Below are 23,315 nucleotides of genomic sequence, written 5' to 3' on the forward strand. Positions count from 1 at the left end.
CGCTGGGTCGGGGCGCTGTGGTGGTGGGTGTCAGCTGCGTTGACGGAGGATGCTGCGGGCGGCTTGGGCGGCGGTGTGGGTGCGGGTGGCGCCGGTGATGCGGCGGATGTGGGTGCTGTCGGGCGCGGTGCCGGAAATGGCGGCGCGCACGGTGTCGGCGACCGCTGCTCGGCCGCCGATGATCACCACGCGGGCGGGCCGGTAGTCGCGAATGAGCGCAGCGGTCGCCTCGGGCAGCGACCCGCCGGTGGTGTAGGCGACCGCGGCGTTGTCGGTGGCCGCCGCGTACGCCGCGGCCACGCCCACATCGGGCGGCGACCAGCCGTTGGCCACCACCAAGGTGACGCCCTCGGGCGCCCCGGCGGGACTGCCCAGCACCCGACGCGCCGCCGCCGCCGCGGTCTCGACACGGTCCGCGCCCATCAGCCGCGTGATGCCAGCATCAGCACCGGCCGCAGCGGCGACCTCGTCCTCCACGGCGCTGCTGAGCGCAGCGGTGCCTCCCACCAGCACCACCCGCGCCACGTCATAGTCGCGCAGCACCGCCGCCGACTCCTCAGGCAGCACCCCCTGCTGGGCATAGAGCACCGCCGAACGGCGAGTACGCGCCGCCAGCGACGCCGCCGCCCCGATGTCAGGCGGCGACCAGCCGTTCGCCACCACCACCGTCACCCGCCCCGCCGACGACGGAACCCCCAGCACCCGACGCGCCGCCGCCGCCGCCGTCTCAACGCGGCCCGCACCGGTCACACGCACCACACCCGAATCCTGCGACGCCGCCCGGATCCCGCTGCGCACGCCGAACGACACCGCCGCCGTGCCGCCCACGATCACCACCTCAGCAGGCAACGCCTCCCGAACCAGCACCGCAGTCTCAGCCGACAGCACATCACCCGCCGTGTAGGTCACCACCCCGCCATCAGTACGCGCCGCCAACACCGACGCCACCCCCACATCAGCCGGCGACCACCCATTCGCCACCACAAACACCGCCACACCAACATCAAAATCACCACCACCACCAGAACCGCTACCAGAACCGCCACCAGAACCGCCAGAACTGCCGCCCGAAGCGCCACGAGGCGCTTGAACGCCAGGTATTGAAATCGACGGTGCGGCGACAAACTCGTCGACGTCAGTAACGTCGATGGTCAAGGCGAGCGTGTCGTCGATAGCTGGGTCGCTGCCGCCCGAGGCATTTCTGTTGTCGCTGACATTGAGCATCACGCTGTAGGCGCTCTTGGTCTCGTAGTCGATCAGCGCAGTGTCACGAACGATGATCTCACCACTGACTGGGTCCCATTCGAACTCCTCCCCGGCGTCGAACGCGGCAGCGTCGGGGCCGGTGACGGTGTAGGTCAGGTTGTCTCCGTCGGGGTCGGTCGCGAGCTGCATGCCCAGCGTTCCCGACGTTGCGTTCTCGTCCACCCTCACCGTCACCGCAGCAACCTCGAATACCGGGGCGCCGTTGACCGGCTGGCTGTCGGTGCCGCCGCCGGCGCCGTCGTCGCACCGGTCGGCGGCGGTGTCGACGGTGCCGCCGCTGCCGGGCACCATCACGTCGTCGTAGGCGTTCTTGCCCGAGCCGAGCGTGTCTTCGTAGTAGGCCACGACACGCAGATACATGCCGTTGTCGGAGTCTTGGATGCTGCGCGACGTCGTGCTCGCGGTATTGACGGCGCCGATCTCGTAGAACGGCCCGGTCTCGGCAGCCGACTTGCACCACTGCCAGGTGGGATGGCCCACCAGACCGTCCGGGTCGCCACGGTGCTCGACGTTGATCGTATTGCCGTCACGAGTGAGCCGCACGAAGCCGTCGGCGTGCTCCTCGTCGACGTTCACGACCTCGATGGTCAACTCGATCGTGTCATCGACCGCCGGATCGGCCTGCCCGGAGAGGTTCTTGTTGTCGCTGACATTGAGCACCACGCTGTAGGAACTCTTGGTCTCGAAGTCGATCCCCGCGGTGGCCCTCACCGTGACCGCCCCGGTGACCGTGTCCCACTCGAACGCCTCCCCGACACCGAACGCGGCAGCGTCGGCGCCGGTCAACGAATACGCCAGCGGGTCGCCTTCGGGGTCGGTCGCGAGGTACGTGCCCAGCGTTCCCGACGTCACGTTCTCGTCCACCCTCACCGTCACCGCAGCAACCTCGAACACCGGCGGCGCCGATCCGCTCACTGCTGCTGATGTGACGGCGTGCGCCTCGCGTTCGTCGGTGGCCGACGACGCGTCGCGGTACGCAACGGTCGCCCTGAGCACACTGCGCAGGTCATCAACAGTGGGCGTGTACACAGCAGACTCCGCGCCCGCAATGTCAATGAACGGCCCCGCCGCGTCAGCGGCGCGCGCCCAGCTCCACTGCGCAGCCGTGACAGCCCCGTCAGGATCGGTCAGCGTCGCAGTGATCACGACATCCCCTACGGGCGCCACGTCGAAGGTCACCACGCCGGGCTCGTCGACATTGACGACCTCGATCGTCAAAGCGAGCATGTCGTCGACGGCGGGGTCGGCCTCCCCGGCGAGGCTCTTGTTGTCGGAGGCGTTGAGCACCACGCTGTATGAGCTCTTGGTCTCGTAGTCGATCCCCGCGGTGTCCCTCACCGTGATGTCACCGGTGGTCGTATCCCATTCGAACGTCGCCCCGACGTCGAACGCGGCAGCATCGTCGCCGGTGACGGTGTAGGTCACATCGTCGCCATCGGGATCGGTCGCGAGGAATGTGCCCAGCGTTCCCGATGCGGCGTTCTCCTCCACCGTCACCGTCTCCGTCGCAGAAGCGAACTCGGGCGGCACCGATCCGCCCACTTCTGATGATGTGACAGCGTGCGCCTCGCGCTCGTCGGTGGCAGACGACGCGTCGCGGTAGGTGACGGTCGCTCTGAGCACCTTGCGCACCTCGTCGACACCAGGCGTGTACGCGGCAGCGTCGGCCCCGACGATCTCGGTGAACGGCCCCGCGGCCGTGTCGGCGCTCGCCCAGCTCCACTGCGCGGCCGTGACAGCCCCGTCAGGATCGGTCAGCGTCGCCGTGATCACGACATCCCCTACGGGCGCCACGTCGAAGACCACCACGCCGGGCTCGTCGACGTTCACGACCTCGATCGTCACATCGATGGTGTCGTCGACTATCGGCGGGTCTTGCGCGTTGCCGTGGTCGTCGACACCGTTGGTGACAGTGAACGACATCGAGTATGTCGTCTTGGTCTCATAGTCCAGTCCCTCAGCGGTGGCTGAGTCGGCGACGGTGATGGCGCCGGTCGAGGCATCGAAGCTGAACGGGCCGTTCGCGCCGAATGCGGCGGCGTCGGTGCCGGTGACCGCGAACGTCAGCCTGGACTGGTCGGCGACGTTGCGCACCAGCACCGTCGGGGTGCCGACGTCTGCGCCGCCTGCTGAGTTCTCCTCGACGGAGAAGGTCACCGTCGCCTCGGCGTACTCCGGTTCTATCGATCCGCTCACGGGCGCGGAGACGGCATGCGCCTGACGCTGGATCGTGGCCGACGACGCGTCGTTGTAGGTGACCGTCGCCCTGAGCACCTTGCGCAGATCATCGGCACCAGGCGTGTACGCAGCAGCGTTCGCGCCAGTAATGGGCGCGAACGGCCCCGCAGCATCGTCGGCACGCGCCCAGCTCCACTGCTCAGCCGTGACAGCCCCGTCAGGATCGGTCAGCGACGCAGTCAACATGACGTCCAGCGTCGGCGCCACGTCGAAGTCCACCGTGCCGGGCTCGTCGACGTTCACGACATCGACAGTCAACGCGAGCGTGTCATCGACAGCAGGATCGGCCTCCCCGGCGGAGTTCTTGCCGTCGCTGACGTTGAGCACCACGCTGTAGGAGGTCTTGGTCTCGTAATCGATCCCCGCGGTGTCTCTCACCGTGACCGCGCCGGTGGTCGTATCCCACTCGAACGTCGCCCCGACGTCGAACGCAGCAGCGTCGGCACCGGTCACCGTGTAGACCAGATCGTCGCCGTCGGAGTCGGTCGCGAGGAACGTGCCCAGCACCCCCGACGTGGCGTTCTCGTCCACCGACACCGTCGCCGACGCCTGGCCGAACTCCGGCGGCACCGATCCGCTCACGGGCGCGGTGACGGCATGCGCCTGACGCTGGATCGTGTCCGACGACGCGTCGTGGTAGGCGACGGTGGCTCTGAGCACCTTGCGCAGGTCGCCGGCGGCGGGCGTGTACGCGGCGCTGGTGGCGCCGGGAATGGCGGCGAACGGCCCGGCGGGGTTGTCGGCGCGTGCCCATGTCCACTGCTCAGCGGTGACGCTTCCGTCGGGGTCGGTCAGCTCTGCTGTGAGCTGCACGTCCAGCGTCGGCGCCACGTCGAAGTCCACCGTGCCGGGCTCGTCGACGTTGACGACCTCGATGGTCAGAACGAGCGTGTCGTCTGCAGTCGGGTCTGGGTCCCCTGCGGGGTTCTTGCCGTCGCTGGCGTTGAGCGTCACGCTGTAGGAGTTCTTGGTCTCGTAATCGATCGCCGCGGTGGCTCTCACCGTGACCGCGCCGGTGGAGGCGTCGAAGCTGAACGAGCCGCCCGCGTCGAACGCCGCAGCGTCGGCGCCGGTCACGGTGTGGGCCACGTCGTCCCCGTCAGGGTCGACAGCGAGGAACGTGCCCAGCACCCCCGACGTGGCGTTCTCGTCCACTGTCACGGTCGCCGACGCCTGGCCGAACTCCGGCGGCGCCGATCCGCTCACTGCTGCGGTGACGGCATGCGCCTGCCGCTGGATTGTGGCCGACGACGCGTCGTGGTAGGCGACGGTGGCTCTGAGCACCTTGCGCAGGTCGCCGGCGGCGGGCGTGTACGCGGCGCTGGTGGCGCCGGGAATGGCGGCGAACGGCCCGGCGGGGTTGTCGGCGCGTGCCCATGTCCACTGCTCAGCGGTGACGCTTCCGTCGGGGTCGGTCAGCGACGCAGTCAGCGGCACACCCTGCGTCGGCGCCACGTCGAAGTCCACCGTGCCGGGCTCGTCGACGTTGACGACCTCGATGGTCAGAACGAGCGTGTCGTCGACAGCCGGGTCTGGGTCCCCTGCGGGGTTCTTGCCGTCGCTGACGTTGAGCACCACGCTGTAGGAGGTCTTGGTCTCGTAGTCGATCGCCGCGGTGGCCCTCACCGTGACCGCGCCGGTGGAGGCGTCGAAGCTGAACGAGCCGCCCGCGTCGAACGCCGCAGCGTCGGCGCCGGTCACCGTGTACACCAGCGCGTCGCCGTCGGGATCAGCCGCGAGGAACGTGCCCAGCAGCCCCGACGTCGCGTTCTCGTCCACCGACACCGTCGCCGACGCCTGGCCGAACTCCGGGGCGCTGTTGACTTGCTCGGTGACGGTGCCGTCGTCGCACCGGTCGGTGGTGGTGTCGACGGTGCCGCCGGTGCCGGGCACCATGTAGTCGCGGTAGGCCTTCTTGTCCGGGCCATGCCCGTCCTCATAGGTGGCCACAACCCGTAGGTACGTGCCGTGGTCGGCCGAGGTCAACGTGCGACTACTCGTGCTTGAGGTCAAAGGACTGCCGACCTCATGGAACGGGCCGTTCTCGCCGGCGGATTTGCACCACTGCCAAGTGGGGTTGCCCTTGATGACATCGGGATCGCCTTGGCTCCCTGCGATGAGAAAGGTCCCAAGCGGGAGCAACGTCACCAAGCCGTCGGGATTCTGTTCGTCGACGTTGGCGATGTCGATGGTGACGTCGATGGTGTCGTCGGCTGCGGTGTCGGGATCGCCGTTGTCGTCGACGCCGTTGGTGACCTCCAGGGTCACCGTGTAGGTCTGCTTGGTCTCGAAGTCCAGTGCCGCGGCGCTGCTTGCGTCGTTGACGGTGATGGCGCCGGTGGAGGCGTCGAGGCTGAGCGGGCCGTCGGTGTCGAACGCGGCGGCGTCGGCGCCAGTGACGGTGAAAGCCAGCCTGCTCTGGTCGGCGCTGTTGCGCAGCAGCACCTCAGGAGTGCCGATGGGGGTGCCGCCCGGGGAATTCTCCTCGATGCTGTAGGTCGCGGTACCCTCGACGAACTGCGGTTCCGTCGAGCCGCTCACCGGTTCTGTGACGGCGTGCGCCTGCCGCTGAACCGTGGCCGACGACGCGTCGTGGTACGTCACGGTGGCTCTGAGCACCTTGCCCACATCGCCGACACCGGGTGTGTACGAGGCGCCGGCAGCGCCGGAGATCGCAGAGAACGGCCCGTCGTCGGTGTCGGCGCGTGCCCATGCCCACGAGGCGGATGTGACGCTCCCGTCGGGATCGCTCAGCTCTGCTGTGATCTCGACGTCCAGCTCCGGCGTGCCGTCGAAGCTCACGATGCCGGGCTCGTCGACGTTCTCGACGCGGACCGTCACCTCGATCGTGTCGTCGACGGTGCGGGCATCGATCGGCTCGGTGTAGCCCGAGGCGTCCAGCCCGTCCGTGGCCTGCACCGTCACCAAGAACTCCGTCGTGCCGTTCTCGAAGTCGAGCACAGCCGACTCGCGGACGGTGATCTGGCTCGTCTCGTGATCGTAGGCGAATGCCTCGTTGAACTCGTCGAAGCCGGTCTGGTGCTGCGCCGAGGGCGAGCGCGCCGCCACTGAGTAGAAGACCACGTCTCCGTCGCTGTCCGCGGCCGCCGCCACAGTGCCCACCACGGTGCCCGGCTCAGCGTTCTCGTCGACGGGCAGAGACACCGAGGACTGGCCGAACGCGGGTTCGCTATTGCCCGACCCCGACCGCTGCACGCCTCCGACATGGATCGCCAGCCGGTGACCCCGCTTGCCCCAACTCCCCTCGTTCTGGGGGCCGCCGAAGCCGTAAGACCAAGCATCCTCGTGGATTCCCCAGCCGGGCGATTTGCCTGTGTCCTCGGCGTCACCGACATCGAGCTCGGTCAATTCGGCGCGACTCGACCCCTCCGGCGTGGTGACGACGACGAAATAGGCCGTGTCGGCCTCGAGCCGCACCCGCTGACCCGCAGGCGTGCTGAAAGTGTTGACCGCGTTCGGCTGGATTGCGGCGGGACCGGACATCTCGGCGAGCGCCGCGCCCGGTCCGCTGTCGGCAGTGGCGGCGTGCAAGCGCACCAGCACCGGGTCCGTGACGCTGTCCCGGTGCACGTGGAGGCCGACTGAGGTCACGTCGTAGCCGTCGGGGCTGCTGCCGGTGGTGAATCCCTGCGCGCTAGGAGGATGTTCGCTGCTCGACTTGGGAGACAGCATCACGTTGGACGCCAGCGTGCCGACCCGCGCCGTGGTGAGCGTCAACGACTTGGTCGACCCATGGCCGTCGTCGTAGCCCGCGGTGACACGCAGGTGCTTTGCGTCGTCGTCGTCGGTGACCGTATAGCTCGCAGACGTCGCGCCGGCGATGTCGGCGAACGCTCCGCCGGGAAGGTCCCCGCGGGACCACTGCCAAGAGACGGCTTCCGCCGACGTCAGGTCCTGGTCGGTCACCCTCGCTTGGAGCGTGGCATCGACCTGGGAGGCCCCGCTGACCGAGAGCCTGCCGGGATCGTCCTCGTCAGTGACGTTGATCGTCACCTCGACCGTGTCGTCGACGGCCGTGTCCGCGTTCCCCGCAGAGTCCTGGTTGTCCCGGAGCGTGACGGAGACCGCATACGACGACCGCGTCTCGTGATCGAGCCGACCGCGGACCCGTATCCGCAACGTCTTGCCGCCGTCTTTGTCGATGATGAATGCCCTGTTCACGCCGGAGCCGCTCGCGGTGATCTGCACTTCGTCGTGGTCGGAGTCCGACACGTAGACGTAGCCGACGATCTCGTCCACTGATGCGTGCTCGGACACGCTGAACGTCAGCGACTCCCCGTCAGCGAGCCTCGAACCGTTCTGGCCGTCAAGAAAAAACGGCTGGCTGTTCGCAGCCGACACCGGACCAGCCGAAACCAGCACCAGCGACGCCGCGAACACCAGCGCCGCTGCGGCGCGAAACAGCCTCATGGGCGCCTAAGCGGGGGGGGGGGGGGGATGCACCGGCCTCGTGCCCGCGGCCGATTGACATGGTTTCACTGACATGACGGCAGGAACATATCAGCATGTCTGAGCGACGCTGCGGACATCGCTGCCAGCCCACAGACGCAGCGGCATCGATGTGCATCGACCCTGCTGGCACGGGAAAGAACGACGCCAGACCGTGCCCGCGGCTCGAGAAATCTCTCAACGGGATGACACTCGTGTGCCGATTCCGTCCTGCTATATTCGCCGCCGCTTGATCCCCGAGACACCGGCAGACATCCATGGCCACTGCCACGTTCCGGCGGGGTGGCCGGCGGTCGGATCACTCCATCCGACACTCACCTAGAGGAAGCGGCACATGACGCACTCCCCTGATCGACAGCGTGCTCAGCGAGCGCGAGGACGCGGGCGCCGCATTGCCCGGCGCATTCTGGCCACGTGCGGCATCGCCGCTGTGCTGGGCGGTCTGGTGCCGGTCGTGCACAGCCAGCCTGCGGGGGCCAACTCCGACATCGATTTCAACTGGTACCTCGCCACCCTGAGCAACGGGCCGAAGTCGTTCGATCTCGACTCGGCCAACGCCATGCCACGAGCTCTGTGGTCCGACGGCACGACCGCGTGGGTGAGCGATCTCAGCGGTCGCCTGTTCGCCTACGAGCTCGACAGCGGCGCCCGCGACGCCGACAAGGACATCGGCACGCTGCGCGCAGCGGGGAACCGCAACGCCAACGGCCTGTGGTCCGACGGCACCACCATCTGGGTCTCTGACGACCAAGACAACAAGATCTACGCATACAACCTCGACAGCGGCGACCGCGACGCCGACAAGGACATCAACGCGCTCGACGATGCAGGCAACCACGACGCGAAGGGCCTGTGGTCGGACGGGGTGACCATGTGGGTCTCCGACCACTGGGACGACAAGATCTACGCATACAGCCTCGACACCGGCGCCCGCGACGCCGACAAGGACATCAGCACGCTCTACGACGCAACCAACGACCGGGCCTCGGCGCTGTGGTCCGACGGCACCACCATGTGGGTCGCAGACGACGCGGACGCCAGGATCTTCGCCTACGACCTCGACACCGGCGACCTCGTGGACCATCGGATCTTCGACGGCCTGCACAGGCACGGCAATGCCAGCCCCAAGGGCATCTGGTCCGACCAGACCACCATGTACGTCGTCGACAACAGGGCCGGCAAGGTGTTCGCCTACTACATGTCCAGCCGTTCGCAGAGTTCGCAGCTGCGGGGCTTGACACTGCGCGGCACAGCGATCGGCTTCAACCAGGACCAGCGTGACTACTACTCATGGACCACCGACAGGTACGACTTCACCACCGTGTATCCCAGGACCGAGAGCTGGGACGCCACGGTCACGATCTCGCCCCCCGACGCCGACCCCGACACCGACGACCACCAGGTCGAGCTGAAGGCCGGCCACAACACCATCACCATCACGGTCACCAACGGCCCCAACACCACCGTCTACACCGTCGTGCTCTACCAATACGTCGGCACCCGATTCGACCCCGGCACGGTGACCGTCGATCCCGTGCTGGAATCGCTGTCGCTCAGCGGCATCGACTTCGGCGAGTTCGACAGCCAGGTCGGCAGCTACTCCGCCGATGTCGCCAACGACGTCGCTTCCACGGTTGTCGCCGCCACGCCCGCCTACGCCGGCGACTCGGTGACCGTCACGCCCGCCGACGCCGACGCCTCGACACCCGACGTCCACGACGTGAACCTCGCCGAGGGCGCCAACACGATCGACATCGCCGTCGAGTCCACCGACGGAAACCGCCAAGAGACCTACACGGTCACGGTGAACCGGGCCTCCGCCGCAACGTTCGGCTGGAATCCGCCGCGAGATGTCCGCATCGACGTTTCCCGGCGGCGGGTCTCCAATCACTCGCCGACCTTCGGCCTGTGGTCGGACGGCACCACGGTCTGGATCGCCGACGCGGTCAGCGACGAGATCATCGCCTACGACCGCGAAACCGGCGCCCTCGCCGCCGGCAAGGGAATCACCCTGGACGGCGCGGGAGGCAACGCGAATCCCCGGGGGCTGTGGTCGGACGGGTCGACCATGTGGGTCGCCGACCACCTCTCCCTCGAGTGCTATGAGAACAGCTGCGCGGTGTGGGACGACGGGCTGGACGGCGATTCCCCGATAGGGGGCGAACCCAAGATCTACGCGTACAACCTCGACACCGGCGCCCGCGACGCCGACAAGGACATCGCCACCTCGCGCGCCGAGTTGAACGTGGGTCCGTCGGGCATGTGGTCGGACGGGTCGACCATGTGGGTCGCCGACAGGGTCATCGCCCAGATCTTCGCCTACAGCCTCGACACCGGCGCCCGCGACGCCAACAAGGACATCCCCAGGGCGAAGCTGCTCGACGCGGGCAACTGGCAACCGAGCGGTCTGTGGTCCGACGGTGTCACCGTGTGGGTCTCCGACCACGAGGACGACAAGATCTACGCCTACGAGCTCGCCACCGGCAACCGCCGCGCCGACCTCGACTTCGACACCCTGGTCGCCGCAGGCAACCGCGATCCGCGCGGCATCTGGTCGGACGGCTCCACGATGTGGGTCTCCGATCCGAGCGCCCACCGGGTCTTCGCGTACAACATGCCGCCCAGTGCCCTGCTGGAATCGTTGGAGCTGTCGGGCATCGACATCGGCGCCTTCTCCGGCGGCGCCCTCAGCTACCGGGCAGGCGTCGCGAACAGCGTCTCGTCCACGGTCGTCACGGCCACTCCCGCCGACGACGACGCCACGGTCACCATCACGCCCGCCGATGCCGACACCGACACCGCCGATGCCCACGATGTGGATCTCGCCCTGGGCGCCAACACGATCACCGTCACCGTCGACTCCTCCGACGGCAACGACCAGCTGACCTACACGGTCACGGTGAACCGGGGCTCCACAGCGCCGTTCGGCTGGAACGTGCTCGAGGACATCGAATCGCTGACCGGCAGCACCGGGCCGCAGTCGGCCGTGTGGTCTGACGGCACCACCGTGTGGATCTCCTATCTCGATGGTCGACTGGTCGCCTACGACTTGGCCACCCAGACGCGCGACGCCGACAAAGACATCGTCGGACTCGACGACGCCGGCAATACCAGTGCCCTCGGCATGTGGTCCGACGGCACCACCATGTGGGTCTCGGACCACAGCCAGGACAAGATCTTCGCCTACGACCTCGCCACCGGCGCCCGAGACGCCGACAAGGACATCGCCACCCTCGCCGATGCAGGCAACAACTTCCCCACCGAGATGTGGTCCGACGGCACCACCATGTGGGTCCTCGACTGGTTCGACTACAAGATCTACGCCTACGACCTCGCCACCGGCGCCCGCGACGCCGACAAGGACATCAACACCCTCGCCGATGCAGGCAACGGCACCCCCGGGCCGCTGTGGTCCGACGGCACCACCATGTGGGTCGTCGACGGGAACGACGTCAAGATCTTCGCCTATGACCTCGCCACCGGCGCCCGTCGGGCCGATCTCGACTTCGACACCCTGGCGGCCGCCGGCAACGGCGATCCGCTGGGGATGTGGTCCGACGGCACCACCATGTGGGTGTCTGACGCGGGCGATGACAGGGTCTATTCCTACAACATGCCCACCTACTCAGCCCTCGAATCCTCCGAGCAGTCCGTTGCCGACTATGTGGTGCGCGAACCCAGCGTCGCGCCGCTGGCCGACGGCAACCGGCAGCTGCGGGCGATCTGGTCCGACGGCACCACCATGTGGGTGACCGATCTCAGCGGCCGGCTGTACGCCTATGACCTAGCCACCATGACGCGTGACGCCTCCCAGGACGTCACCGCGCTGCGCTCAGCGGGGAACCGCAACGCCAACGGCATCTGGTCGAACGGCACCACCGTGTGGGTCTCCGACGACCGGGACGACAGGATCTACGCCTACAGCCTCGCCACCGGCGCCCGAGACGCCGACAAGGACATCGCCACGCTGCGCTCCGCCAGGAATGGCCACGCCAAGGGCCTGTGGTCTGACGGCACCACCATCTGGGTCGCCGACCACTCGGACGACAAGATCTACGCGTACAGCCTCGCCACCGGCGCCCGCGACGCCGACAAGGACATCGACGACCTCGATGAGGCAGGCAACGAACGGGCCGCGGCGCTGTGGTCGAACGGCACCACCATGTGGGTGTCCGACGACCAGGACGCCAAGATCTACGCCTACGACCTCGCCACCGGCGACCGGCAGGCCGACCTCGACATCGACACCCTGGCCGACGCGGGCAACAGCAGCCCCAAGGGCATCTGGTCCGACGGCACCACGATGTGGGTCTCCGACAACCACGACCGTGCGATCTACTCCTACAGCATGCCCATTCGCTAGTGCCACCTCAGCAGCCGTCGCATATATCGACATCAATGAGCTAGCTGAACTGGGCTGGCTAGGCTGGCCCGCGATTGTTATGCGACGAGGGGAAGAGGCCCGTGGCACCACTCACCTCGGCACGGCGCGGCCCGCGGGCGCGCGGCATCGGCCGGACGACCCGGCGCGTCGTGGCGGCGTGCGCGATCGCCGCCGTGCTGGGCGGGCTGGTGCCCCTCGTGCACAGCCCGCCCGCGGCGGCCACCGCCAGCGACTCGGCAAAGTCGTTCGACCTCGACTCGGCCAACGCCTCGCCGCGTGCCATCTGGTCCGACGGCACCACCGCGTGGGTGACCAACCTCAGCGGCCGCCTGTTCGCCTACAACCTTGACACCGGCGCCCGCGACGCCAGCAAGGACATCGACACGCTCGACGCGGCGGGCAACCACAACGCCAACGGCCTGTGGTCCGACGGCACCACCATCTGGGTGTCCGACGACGCTGACGACAAGATCTACGCCTACGACCTGCGCACCGGCGCCCGCCGTGCCGGCAAGGACATCGACACGCTCGACGCAGCCAACAACAACACGCCGAAAGGCCTCTGGTCCGACGGCACCACCATGTGGGTCGCCGACTCGTTCCGCACCAGGATCTTCGCCTACGACCTCACTACCGGTGAACGGGCCGGCAAGGAAATCGGCGGTCTCGACGACGCCGACAACGCCAGCCCCACTGCGCTGTGGTCCGACGGCTCCACCATGTGGGTCGCCGACCAGCACGACGACAAGATCTACGCCTACGACCTGGACCCCAGCCACCGCTGGTCCACCGACGCCCGCCGGGCCGAGCTCGACTTCGACACCCTCCGCAGCAACGGCAACCGCAGCCCCAAGGGCATCTGGTCCGACGGCACCACCATGTGGGTCGTCGACAATGAGGATTCGAAGGTCTACGCGTACAACCTGCCGCAGTCTTCGGAGCTGCGGTCCTTGGAGCTGACCGGCCTGAACATCGGCACCTTCGGCGCGAGGCGCCACAACTACACCGCGAGGGCGCCCAGCACGCTCACCTCCACCACCGTCACCGCCATGCCAGCCAGCGCCAACGCCACGGTGACCATCACACCCATCGACGCCGACGACACCACCGACGCCCACGAGGTCGACCTGAGCCCCGGCGACAACACCATCACGGTCACCGTCGCCAACGGCACCTCCACCACCGCCTACACGATCGTGGTCACCCAGATCGATACGCCCGTGCTGTCCAGTGACGCCGCCCTGGGAGCGCTGACGCTCAGCGGCATCGACTTCGGGGCGTTCAACGGCGATGCCGACCGCTACAGGGTCAATGTCGACAACAGCGTCGCATCCACCGTAGTCACGGCCACGCCACGAGACCCCGACGCCACGGTCACCATCACGCCCGCCGACGCGGACACCGACTCACCCGATGTCCACGACGTGAGCCTCGCCTTGGGTCACAACGCGATCACCGTCACCGTGGAGTCGACCGACGGCACCCGCCAGCGCACCTACACCGTCACGGTGAACCGAGCCTCCGCGGCAGCATTCGGCCGCGATACCACGCGTGAACTCGAACTGCGCTGGATTTCCGAGTACCCGGTTGTCAGCGGCGTGTGGTCGGACGGCTCGACGATGTGGGTCGCGGAGTGGACCGCCAACGAGGTCTACGCCTACGACCTCGCCACCGGCGCCCGCCAGGCCGACAAGGACATCGACACTCTCGAAACCTCCGGCAACTCGGTGCCGATGGGGCTGTGGTCGGACGGGGCGACCATGTGGATCGGCGATTGGAACGACGACGAGGTCTACGCCTACGACTTGGCAACCGGCACCCGCCAGGCCGACAAGGACATCAGCACGTCGGCTGGCAACCATTCGTCTATGGGGCTGTGGTCGGACGGCTCGACCATGTGGATCTCCGATTGGAGCGAAAGCAAGGTTTACGCCTACGACCTCGCCACCGGCGCCCGCCAGGCCGGCAAGGACATCGACACCGATGGCGTCGTCGGCAGTCCATCGGGGCTGTGGTCGGACGGCTCGACCATGTGGATCGCGAACAGCGGCGACGACATCTACGCCTACGACCTCGCCACGGGCGACCGCCGCGCCGATCTTGACTTCGCTGAATTGCCCGGCCTCCTGCTTGCGACAGGCATCTGGTCGGACGGCTCGACGATGTGGGTCGCGGGCTTGGTCTCCCCCCGGGTCCACGCGTACAACATGCCGGCCAGCACAGCGTTGAGCTCACTGGAGCTGTCGGGCATCGATCTGACGTTCGCCCCCGGACAGCACAGCTACGCGCTGACGGTGCCCAGCACGGTCACCTCCACCACCGTGACCGCTGCGGCCGCCAGCGACAGCGCCACGGTGACCATCACGCCCGAAGATGCCGACGCCATCACCGACGTCCACGAAGTCGACCTCGACAGCGGCGACAACACCATCACCGTCACCGTCACCAACGGCAGCGCCCCCACCACCTACACCGTGGTCGTCACCCGGTCGAGCCTCGCCAGCACCTCGAACGACGCCATGCTGAGCGCACTGTCGCTGTCCGGCATCGACATCGGCACGTTCTCGGACACCGCCACCGGCTACAGGGCCGACGTGGCCAACGGCGTGTCAGCGACCACCGTGACCGCCGCCCCTGCCGACTCCGGCGCAACGGTCACGATCGCGCCCGCCGACGCCGACACCGACACCGACGACGTCCACGATGTGGACCTCGCCGTGGGCGCCAACACGATCACGGTCACGGTGGACTCCTCCGACGCCACTCGCCAGCGCACCTACACCGTCACGGTGAACCGGGCCTCCACGGCCCCGTTCGGCTGGAACGTGCTGGCAGACATCGAGCCGCTGGACGCGGCCAACCAGGAACCGTGGGGCATCTGGTCTGACGGCACCACCATGTGGGTCGCCGAGGACTATTGGCTCGACGACGACTTTCCCGACAAGATCTTCGCCTACGACGCGGCGACCGGCGCGCGTCGCGCCGGCCAGGACATCAACACGCTGGACGCGGCAGGCAACGCGTTTCCGCGTGGGCTGTGGTCTGACGGGGTCACGATGTGGGTCACCGATTCGGGCTACAACGAAAAGCTCTACGCGTACGACTTGGACAGCGGCGCCCGCGACGCCGACAAGGACATCGACACGCTCAGCGCCGCGGGCAACGCAGACCCGCGTGGGCTGTGGTCCGACGGGGTCACCGTGTGGGTCGCCGACGCCGAGGACGACAAGATCTACGCCTACCGCCTCGACACCGGCGCCCGCGACGCCGACAAGGACATCGACACGCTCAGCGCCGCGGGCAACGCATCTCCGCGTGGGTTGTGGTCCGACGGGGTCACCATGTGGGTCGCCGATCCCGAGGATGACAAGATCTACGCCTATGGCCTCGCCACCGGCGAGCGCAAGGCCGATCTGGACTTCGACACCCTGCGGGCTGCGGGCAGCTCGTACCCGATCGGCATCTGGTCTGACGGCTCGATCATGTGGGTCCTCGACTGGGAAGACGACAAGATCTACTCCTTCAACATGCCCGCCATCTCGGGGCTGCGGTCCTTGGCGCTGTCGGGCATCGACGTGAACTTCGCACCGGGCCGTCTCGACTACGCGGTGGAGGTGGCCGACTCGGTCACCTCCACGACAGTGACCGCCACGCCGGCCAGCACCAGCGCCACGGTGACCATCACGCCCGCCGACGCCGATACCGGCACCGCCGACGTCCACGATGTCGACCTCGCCAGCGGCGAGAACACGATCACCGTCACCGTCGCCAACGGCGACGAGGAGACCGTCTACACCGTGGTGGTCACCCGGCTCGAGCCGCCGGCCTTGACCAATGTGACGACGCTGAGCGCGCTGTCGCTGGGCGGCATCGACATCGGCACCTTCTCCAGCACCGACACGAGCTACAGCGCGGACGTCGACAACGACATCGCCGCCGCCACCGTCACCGCCACGCCGACCAACCCCAACGCCACGGTGACCATCACGCCCGCCGACGCCGACACCGGCACGCCGGGTGTCCACGACGTGGACCTCGCCGAGGGCGCCAACACGATCACCGTCACGGTGGACTCCGCCGACGGCAACCACCGCCAGACCTACACCGTCACCGTCAACCGCGCCGCGTCGGAGGAGTTCGGCTGGGGCGTGCTGGCCGACATCGTGCCGCTGGCCGGCGGCAACCGGCATCTGCGGGCGATCTGGTCAAACGGCACCACCATGTGGGTGACCGACCTCAGCGGCCAGCTGTTCGCCTACGACCTCGCCACCATGTCACGTGACGGCTCCAAGGATCTCGGCGCGCTGCGCTCAGCGGGCAACCGCAACCCCAACGGCATCTGGTCAGACGGCACCACCGTGTGGGTGTCCGACGACGCGGACGGCTGGATCTACGCCTACAGCTTGACCGCCCGGCGACGCGACCCTGCCAGAGACTTCGGCTCGCTGGTACGCGCCGGAAATCGGGACCCCAAGGGGCTGTGGTCGGACGGCACCACCATGTGGGTTGCCGACCACCGCGACGACAAGATCTACGCCTACGACCTCGCCACCGGCGCCCGCCGAGCCTCCCGTGACATCAACACGCTGCGTGCCGCCGGCAACAACCGGCCCGCGGCACTGTGGTCCGACGGCACCACCATGTGGGTGTCCGACGACCAGGACGCCAAGATCTACGCCTACGACCTCGCCAGCGGCGCCCGCCGCGCCGATCTGGACTTCGAGACGCTCGCCGATGCGGGCAACAGCAGCCCCAAGGGCATCTGGTCCGACGGCATCACCATGTGGGTCTCCGACAACCACGACCGCAGGATCTACTCCTACCTCATGCCCACCAACTCCGCACTGGAGTCGCTGGAGCTGTCGGGCATCGACATCGACTTCGCCCCCGCGCAGCACCGCTATGTCGTGAAGGTGCCCAACACGGTCACCTCCACCACGGTGACCGCCACGCCGGCCAGCGCCTTCGCCGAGGTGACCGTCTCCCCCGCCGACGCCGACACCACCGCCCACGGCGACCAGGTCGACCTGAGCAGCGGCGACAACGTCATCACTGTCACCGTCACCAACGGCAGCGCCCCCACCGTCTACACCGTCGTGGTCACCCAGACCGACACCGCCACGCTGTCCAGCGACGCCACCCTCAGCGCGCTGTCGCTCAGCGGCATCGACATCGGCACCTTCGCGAGCACCACCACCGACTACAGCGCGAACGTCCTGCACCCGGTCACCGCGACCACGCTCACCGTCACCCCCGCCGACCCCGACGCGTTCGTGACGATCACCCCGACAGACAGCGACCTCGCCACCGACGAACACGAGATCAGGCTGCGCACTGGCGTCAATCTCATCACCGTCAGCATCACGTCGGCAGACCGCAGCCAGCAGACGACCTACACCGTCACGATCAGCCGCGCCCACCGCTAGACGAACCCCCCCCCACCACCACAGGCGGGGCCTTCGCGGCAACAGCGAGTTGCCGCGAAGGCCCCGCCCGGTCGTCGCTGGCCGGGGTGGTTGCCACGTCTGAGCTAGCTCAACAGGGCCATCTATGCTGCCCCGTGACTGTCATGCGACAAGGGGAAGTGCCCGTGGCGACCCTCACTGAAGAACAGCACAGCCGGCGGACGCGCGGCGGCCCCCGCCTCACCGCCCGCCGCATCGTGGCGGCGTGCGCGATCGCCGCCGTGCTGGGCGGCCTGGTGCCGATCGTGCACAGCCCGCCCGCGGCGGCCACCGCCAGCGACTCGGCGAAGTCGTTCGACCTCGACTCGGCCAACGCCTCGCCGCGTGCCATCTGGTCCGACGGCACCACCGCGTGGGTGACCAACCTCAGCGGCCGCCTGTACGCCTACGAACTTGACACCGGCGCCCGCGACGCCGGCAAGGACATCGACACGCTGGATGCGGCGGGCAACCTCAACGCCAACGGCCTGTGGTCCGACGGCATCACCATCTGGGTGTCCGACGACGAGGACGCCAAGATCTACGCCTACAACTTCGCCACCGGCGCCCGACGCGCCGACCTCGACTTCGACACCCTGCGCGACAACGGCAACTGGAGCCCCAAGGGCATCTGGTCCGACGGCACCACCATGTGGGTCGCCGACCACTACGACGACAAGATCTATGCCTACAACGTGCTCACCGGCGCCCGCGACGCCGCCAAGGACATCGACGGCCTGCACGACGCCGGAAACGGCCGGGCCTCGGCACTGTGGTCCGACGGCACCACGCTGTGGGTCTCCGACGACCAGGACGCCAAGATCTACGCCTACGACCTCGCCACCGGCGCCCGACGCGCCGACCTCGACTTCGACACCCTGAGCGACAACGCCAACCAGAGCCCCAAGGGCATCTGGTCGAACGGCGCCACCATGTACGTTGCCGACAACGACGCAGGGAGGGTCTTCGCGTACGACATGCTCGCCGGCGCGCTGCTGGGGTCGCTGGAGCTGACGGGCGTCGACTTCGGCGCCTTGGCCGCGGGGCGTCGCAGCTACACCGCGAACGTGCCCAACACGGTCACCTCCACCACCGTCACCGCCGCAGCAGCCACCAGCGGCGCCACCGTCGCCATCACCCCCGCCGACGCCGACACGACGACCGACGGCCACCAGGTCGACCTCGACAGCGGCGACACCACCATCACCGTCACCGTCACCAACGGCACCGCCACCACCGCCTACACCGTCGTGGTCACCCAGCTCGACACCGCCACGCTGTCCGATGACGCCACCCTCAGCGCGCTCACCCTCAGCGGCATCGACATCGAGGCCTTCAACAGCGACTTCGGCCGCTATTCGGCCGAAGTCGCCAACGCGCTCGGCTCCACCGTGGTCACCGCCACTCCCTCCGACGCCCAGGCCACGGTGACCATCATTCCCGGCGACGCCGACACCGACACCGGCGCCGACCACGACGTGAATCTCGCCGTGGGCGCCAACACGATCGCCGTCGCCGTGAGGTCCGCCGACGGCACCCAGGTTCGGGCCTACGTGGTCACGGTGAACCGGGCTTCCGCAGCAGCGTTCGGCCGGAATCCGGTGCATGACCTCCCCTTGCGGTGGCTGCCCACCGACACGGCCTTCACCGGCGTGTGGTCGGACGGCTCGACGATGTGGGTCGCCGACCGGACCCATGACGTCATCTACGCCTACGACCTCGACACCGGCGCCCGAGACTCCGACAATGACATCAACACGCTGCGCAGCGCCGGAAACGGCGCCCCTGGAGGACTGTGGTCCGACGGCACCACCATCTGGGTTGCCGATTGGAACAAGTCGAAGATCTTCGCGTACGACCTCGCGACAGGGACCCGAGACGCCGACAGAGACTTCGACACCCTGACCGATGCAGGCAACACGTCTCCGTTCGGACTGTGGTCCGACGGCACCACCATGTGGATAGCCGACGTCTGGGACGAGAAGGTGTACGCCTACAGCCTCGCCACCGGCGCCCGAGACGCCGGCAAGGACATCGACACCCTCGCCGACGCCGGCAACACGTTCCCGTTCGGGATGTGGTCCGACGGCACCACCATGTGGATCATCGACGCGCTGGACGACAAGGTGTACGCCTACGACCTCGCCACCGGCGCCCGAGACGCCGGCAAGGACATCAACACCCTCTCCGACGCCGGCAACAACTGGCCGCACGGGTTGTGGTCCGACGGCACCACCATGTGGGTCTCGGACCGGCGCGACGACGTGGTCTACGCGTACAACATGCCGGCCAGCAGCCTGCTGCACTCGTTGGAGATGTCGGGCATCGACATCGGCTTCGCCGCCGGGCAGCACGACTACGCGCTGCGGGTGCCCAGCACGGTCACCTCCACAACGGTCACCGCCACCGCAGCCAGCAGCAGCGCCACGGTGGCCGTCACGCCCGCCGACGCCGACGCCGACACCGACGGCCACCAAGTCGACCTCGACAGCGGCGACAACACCGTCACCGTCACCGTCACCGTCACCAACGGCAGCGACACGACCGTCTACACCGTGGTCGTCACCCAGACGAGCCTGGCCAGCGTCTCCGACGACGCCACGCTCAGCTCGCTCACGCTCAGCGGCATCGACATCGGCGCGTTCTCACCCAGCACCGATCGCTACAACGCGGCAGTCGCGAGCACCGTCGCCTCCACCGAGGTGACCGCCACGCCCACCGACCCCGACGCCACGGTGACCATCACGCCCGCCGACGCCGACACCGACACCGCGGATGTCCACGATGTCGACCTCGCCGTGGGCGCCAACACGATCACCGTCACCGTGGAATCCACCGACGGGAGCCGCCGGCAGACCTACACCGTCAACGTCGGCCGCGCATCGGAAGCCGAGTTCAGCTGGGGCGTCCTTGGGGATATCGAAACGCTGGACAGACACAACCGGCATCTGCGGGCGATCTGGTCCGACGGCACCACGATGTGGGTGATCGACCTCAGCGGCCGCCTGTTCGCCTACGACCTGGCCACCATGGCCCGCGACTCCGCCAAGGATGTCAACACGCTGCGCTCGGCGGGCAACCTCAACGCCAACGGCATCTGGTCCGACGGCACCACCGTCTGGGTGTCCGACGACAGGGACGACAAGATCTACGCCTACGACCTCGACAGCGGCGCCCGCCGCTCCAGCAGCGACGTCAACGGCCTCGACGATGCCGGGAACGGCCGCCCGAAGGGACTGTGGTCCGACGGCGCCACCATCTGGGTCGCCGACCACTACGACGCCAAGGTCTACGCCTACGACCTCGCCAGCGGCGCCCGCCGGGCCGCACAGGACATCGACACGCTCGCCGACGCCGGCAACAACCGGCCCGCGGCGCTGTGGTCCGACGGCACCGTCATGTGGGTGTCCGACGACGAGGACGCCAAGATCTATGCCTACGACCTCGCCAGCGGCGCCCGCCGGGCCGATCTGGACTTCGACACGCTCGCCGACGCCGGCAACGTCAGCCCCAAGGGCATCTGGTCCGATGGCACCACCATGTGGGTCTCGGACAACACCACTATCAAGATCTACAGCTATCACATGGCAGCGAGCGCATTGCTGCGATCGCTGGCGCTGTCGGGCATCGACATCGGCGCCTTCGCCGCGGGCCGCCTCAGCTACACCGCACGGGTGCCCAACACGGTCGCCTCCACCACCGTCACCGCCATCGCAGCCAGCAGCGGCTCCACGGTCACCGTCACCCCCGCCGACGCCGACACCAGCACGGCCGACGTCCACGACGTCGACCTCGACACCGGCGAGAACACGATCACCGTCACGGTCACCCATGGCGACGAGCAGACCGTCTACACCGTGGTGGTCACCGTGGTCGACGCGGCGGTGCTGCCCGACGTCACGACGCTGAGCGCGCTGTCGCTGGGCGGCATCGACATCGGCGCGTTCTCGAACGCCGTCACGGGCTACAGCGCAGACGTCGCCAACGACGTGACCTCCGCCACCGTCACCGCCACGCCGACCGACGCCAACGCCACGGTGACCATCACGCCCGCCGACGCCGACCCCGGCACGCCCGACGTCCACGACGTGGATCTCGCCGAGGGAGCCAACACGATCACCGTCACCGTCGACTCCGCCGACGCCAACCATCGGCAGACCTACACGGTCACGGTCAACCGGGCCACCGCAGAAGTGTTCGGCTGGGGGGTGCTCGAGGACTTCGAGCCGCTGGCCGGCAACAACCGGCACCTGCGGGCGATCTGGTCGGACGGGTTCACGCTGTGGGTGACCGACCTCAGCGGCGGGCTGTTCGCCTACGACCTGGCCACCATGGCGCCTGACGCCTCCCAGGACATCGGCGCGCTGGCCGGCGCGGGCAATCGCAACCCCAACGGCATCTGGTCCGACGGCACCACCGTGTGGGTGTCCGACGACGCGGACGACAAGATCTACGCCTACAACCTGTCTGCGGGCACTCGCCGCCCCGCCGACGACATCAACGAGTTGGGCGCGGCGGGCAATCACCACTCGAAGGGGCTGTGGTCCGACGGGGTCACCATGTGGGTCGCCGACCACGGAGACGACAAGATCTACGCCTACGACCTCGACAGCGGCGCCCGCCGCTCCAGCAGCGACGTCAACGGCCTCGACGATGCCGGGAACCACCGGGCTTCGGGGCTGTGGTCCGACGGCACCACGCTGTGGGTCTCCGACGACGAGGACGCCAAGATCTACGCCTACGACCTCGCCACCGGCGCCCGGCAGGCCGACCTCGACTTCGACACCCTGGCAGCAGCAGGCAACCGCAGCCCCAAGGGCATCTGGTCCGACGGCGCCACCATGTGGGTCTCAGACAACCACGAACGCAGGATCTACTCCTACCGCATGCCCGCATCGGCGACACTGGCGACATTGGAGCTGTCGGGCATCGACTTCGACTTCGCGGCGGGCAAGCGCCGCTACGCGCTGTGGGTGCCCAACACGGTGACCTCCACCACCGTCACCGCCACCGCCGCCGAAGCCGGCAACGGCGCCTCGGTGGCCGTCACCCCCGCCGACGCCGACACGGCGACCGACGGCCACCAGGTCGATATCGCCAGCGGCCCCAACACCGTCACCGTCACTGTCACCAACGGCAGCCACAGCACCGCCTACACCGTCGTGGTCACCCAAATCGACTCGGCCACGCTGTCCAGCGACTCCAGCCTCAGCGCGCTGTCGCTCAGCGGCATCGACATCGGCGCCTTCGCGAGCACCACCACCGGCTACAGCGCCAACGTCGTCCACGCCGTGACGTCGGCCACGCTCACCGTCACGCCCACCGATGCCAACGCTGAGGTGACGATCTCCCACGCCGACAGCGACCCCGGCACCGACGGCTACGAGATCGCGCTGAGCACCGGCGTCAACCGCATCGTCGTCGACGTCGTCTCCGCTGATCGCAGCCAGCAGACCGCCTACACCGTCACGATCAACCGCGCCCGGCGGTGATGGCTCGCCGGCGGCGGCGGG

4 protein-coding genes are annotated in these 23,315 nt (G+C 68.2%); 3 read left to right on the top strand and 1 reads right to left on the bottom strand.

The genetic code is table 11. The features are described 5' to 3' along the window. Nucleotides 1-30 precede the first annotated feature (30 nt). Nucleotides 31-7,935 carry a cadherin domain-containing protein gene (locus ACOGXE_RS01810; RefSeq protein WP_419932254.1) on the bottom strand — a complete coding sequence of 2,635 codons (7,905 nt, stop codon included), beginning with the start codon at nucleotides 7,933-7,935 and terminating at the stop codon, nucleotides 31-33. Nucleotides 7,936-8,308: 373 nt separating this feature from the next. Here ACOGXE_RS01810 and ACOGXE_RS01815 point away from each other — a divergent pair, with 373 nt between their 5' ends. The 3 genes from ACOGXE_RS01815 to ACOGXE_RS01825 all read left to right on the top strand — a co-directional run bounded on the left by ACOGXE_RS01815 (nucleotide 8,309) and on the right by ACOGXE_RS01825 (nucleotide 23,294). Continuing rightward, nucleotides 8,309-12,337, top strand: a complete 4,029-nt coding sequence (locus ACOGXE_RS01815) for a cadherin-like beta sandwich domain-containing protein (protein ID WP_419932255.1) — start codon at nucleotides 8,309-8,311, stop codon at nucleotides 12,335-12,337. A gap of 101 nt (nucleotides 12,338-12,438) precedes the next feature. Then, nucleotides 12,439-17,784 (top strand): cadherin-like beta sandwich domain-containing protein, encoded by a 5,346-nt coding sequence (locus tag ACOGXE_RS01820; RefSeq protein WP_419932256.1) that lies wholly within the window; start codon nucleotides 12,439-12,441, stop codon nucleotides 17,782-17,784. Nucleotides 17,785-17,948: 164 nt separating this feature from the next. Beyond that, nucleotides 17,949-23,294 (top strand): cadherin-like beta sandwich domain-containing protein, encoded by a 5,346-nt coding sequence (locus ACOGXE_RS01825; RefSeq protein ID WP_419932257.1) that lies wholly within the window; start codon nucleotides 17,949-17,951, stop codon nucleotides 23,292-23,294. Nucleotides 23,295-23,315 lie beyond the last annotated feature (21 nt).

Origin of the sequence: Candidatus Poriferisodalis sp., from assembly GCF_965208555.1 — a bacterium.
GTDB lineage: Bacteria > Actinomycetota > Acidimicrobiia > Acidimicrobiales > Poriferisodalaceae > Poriferisodalis.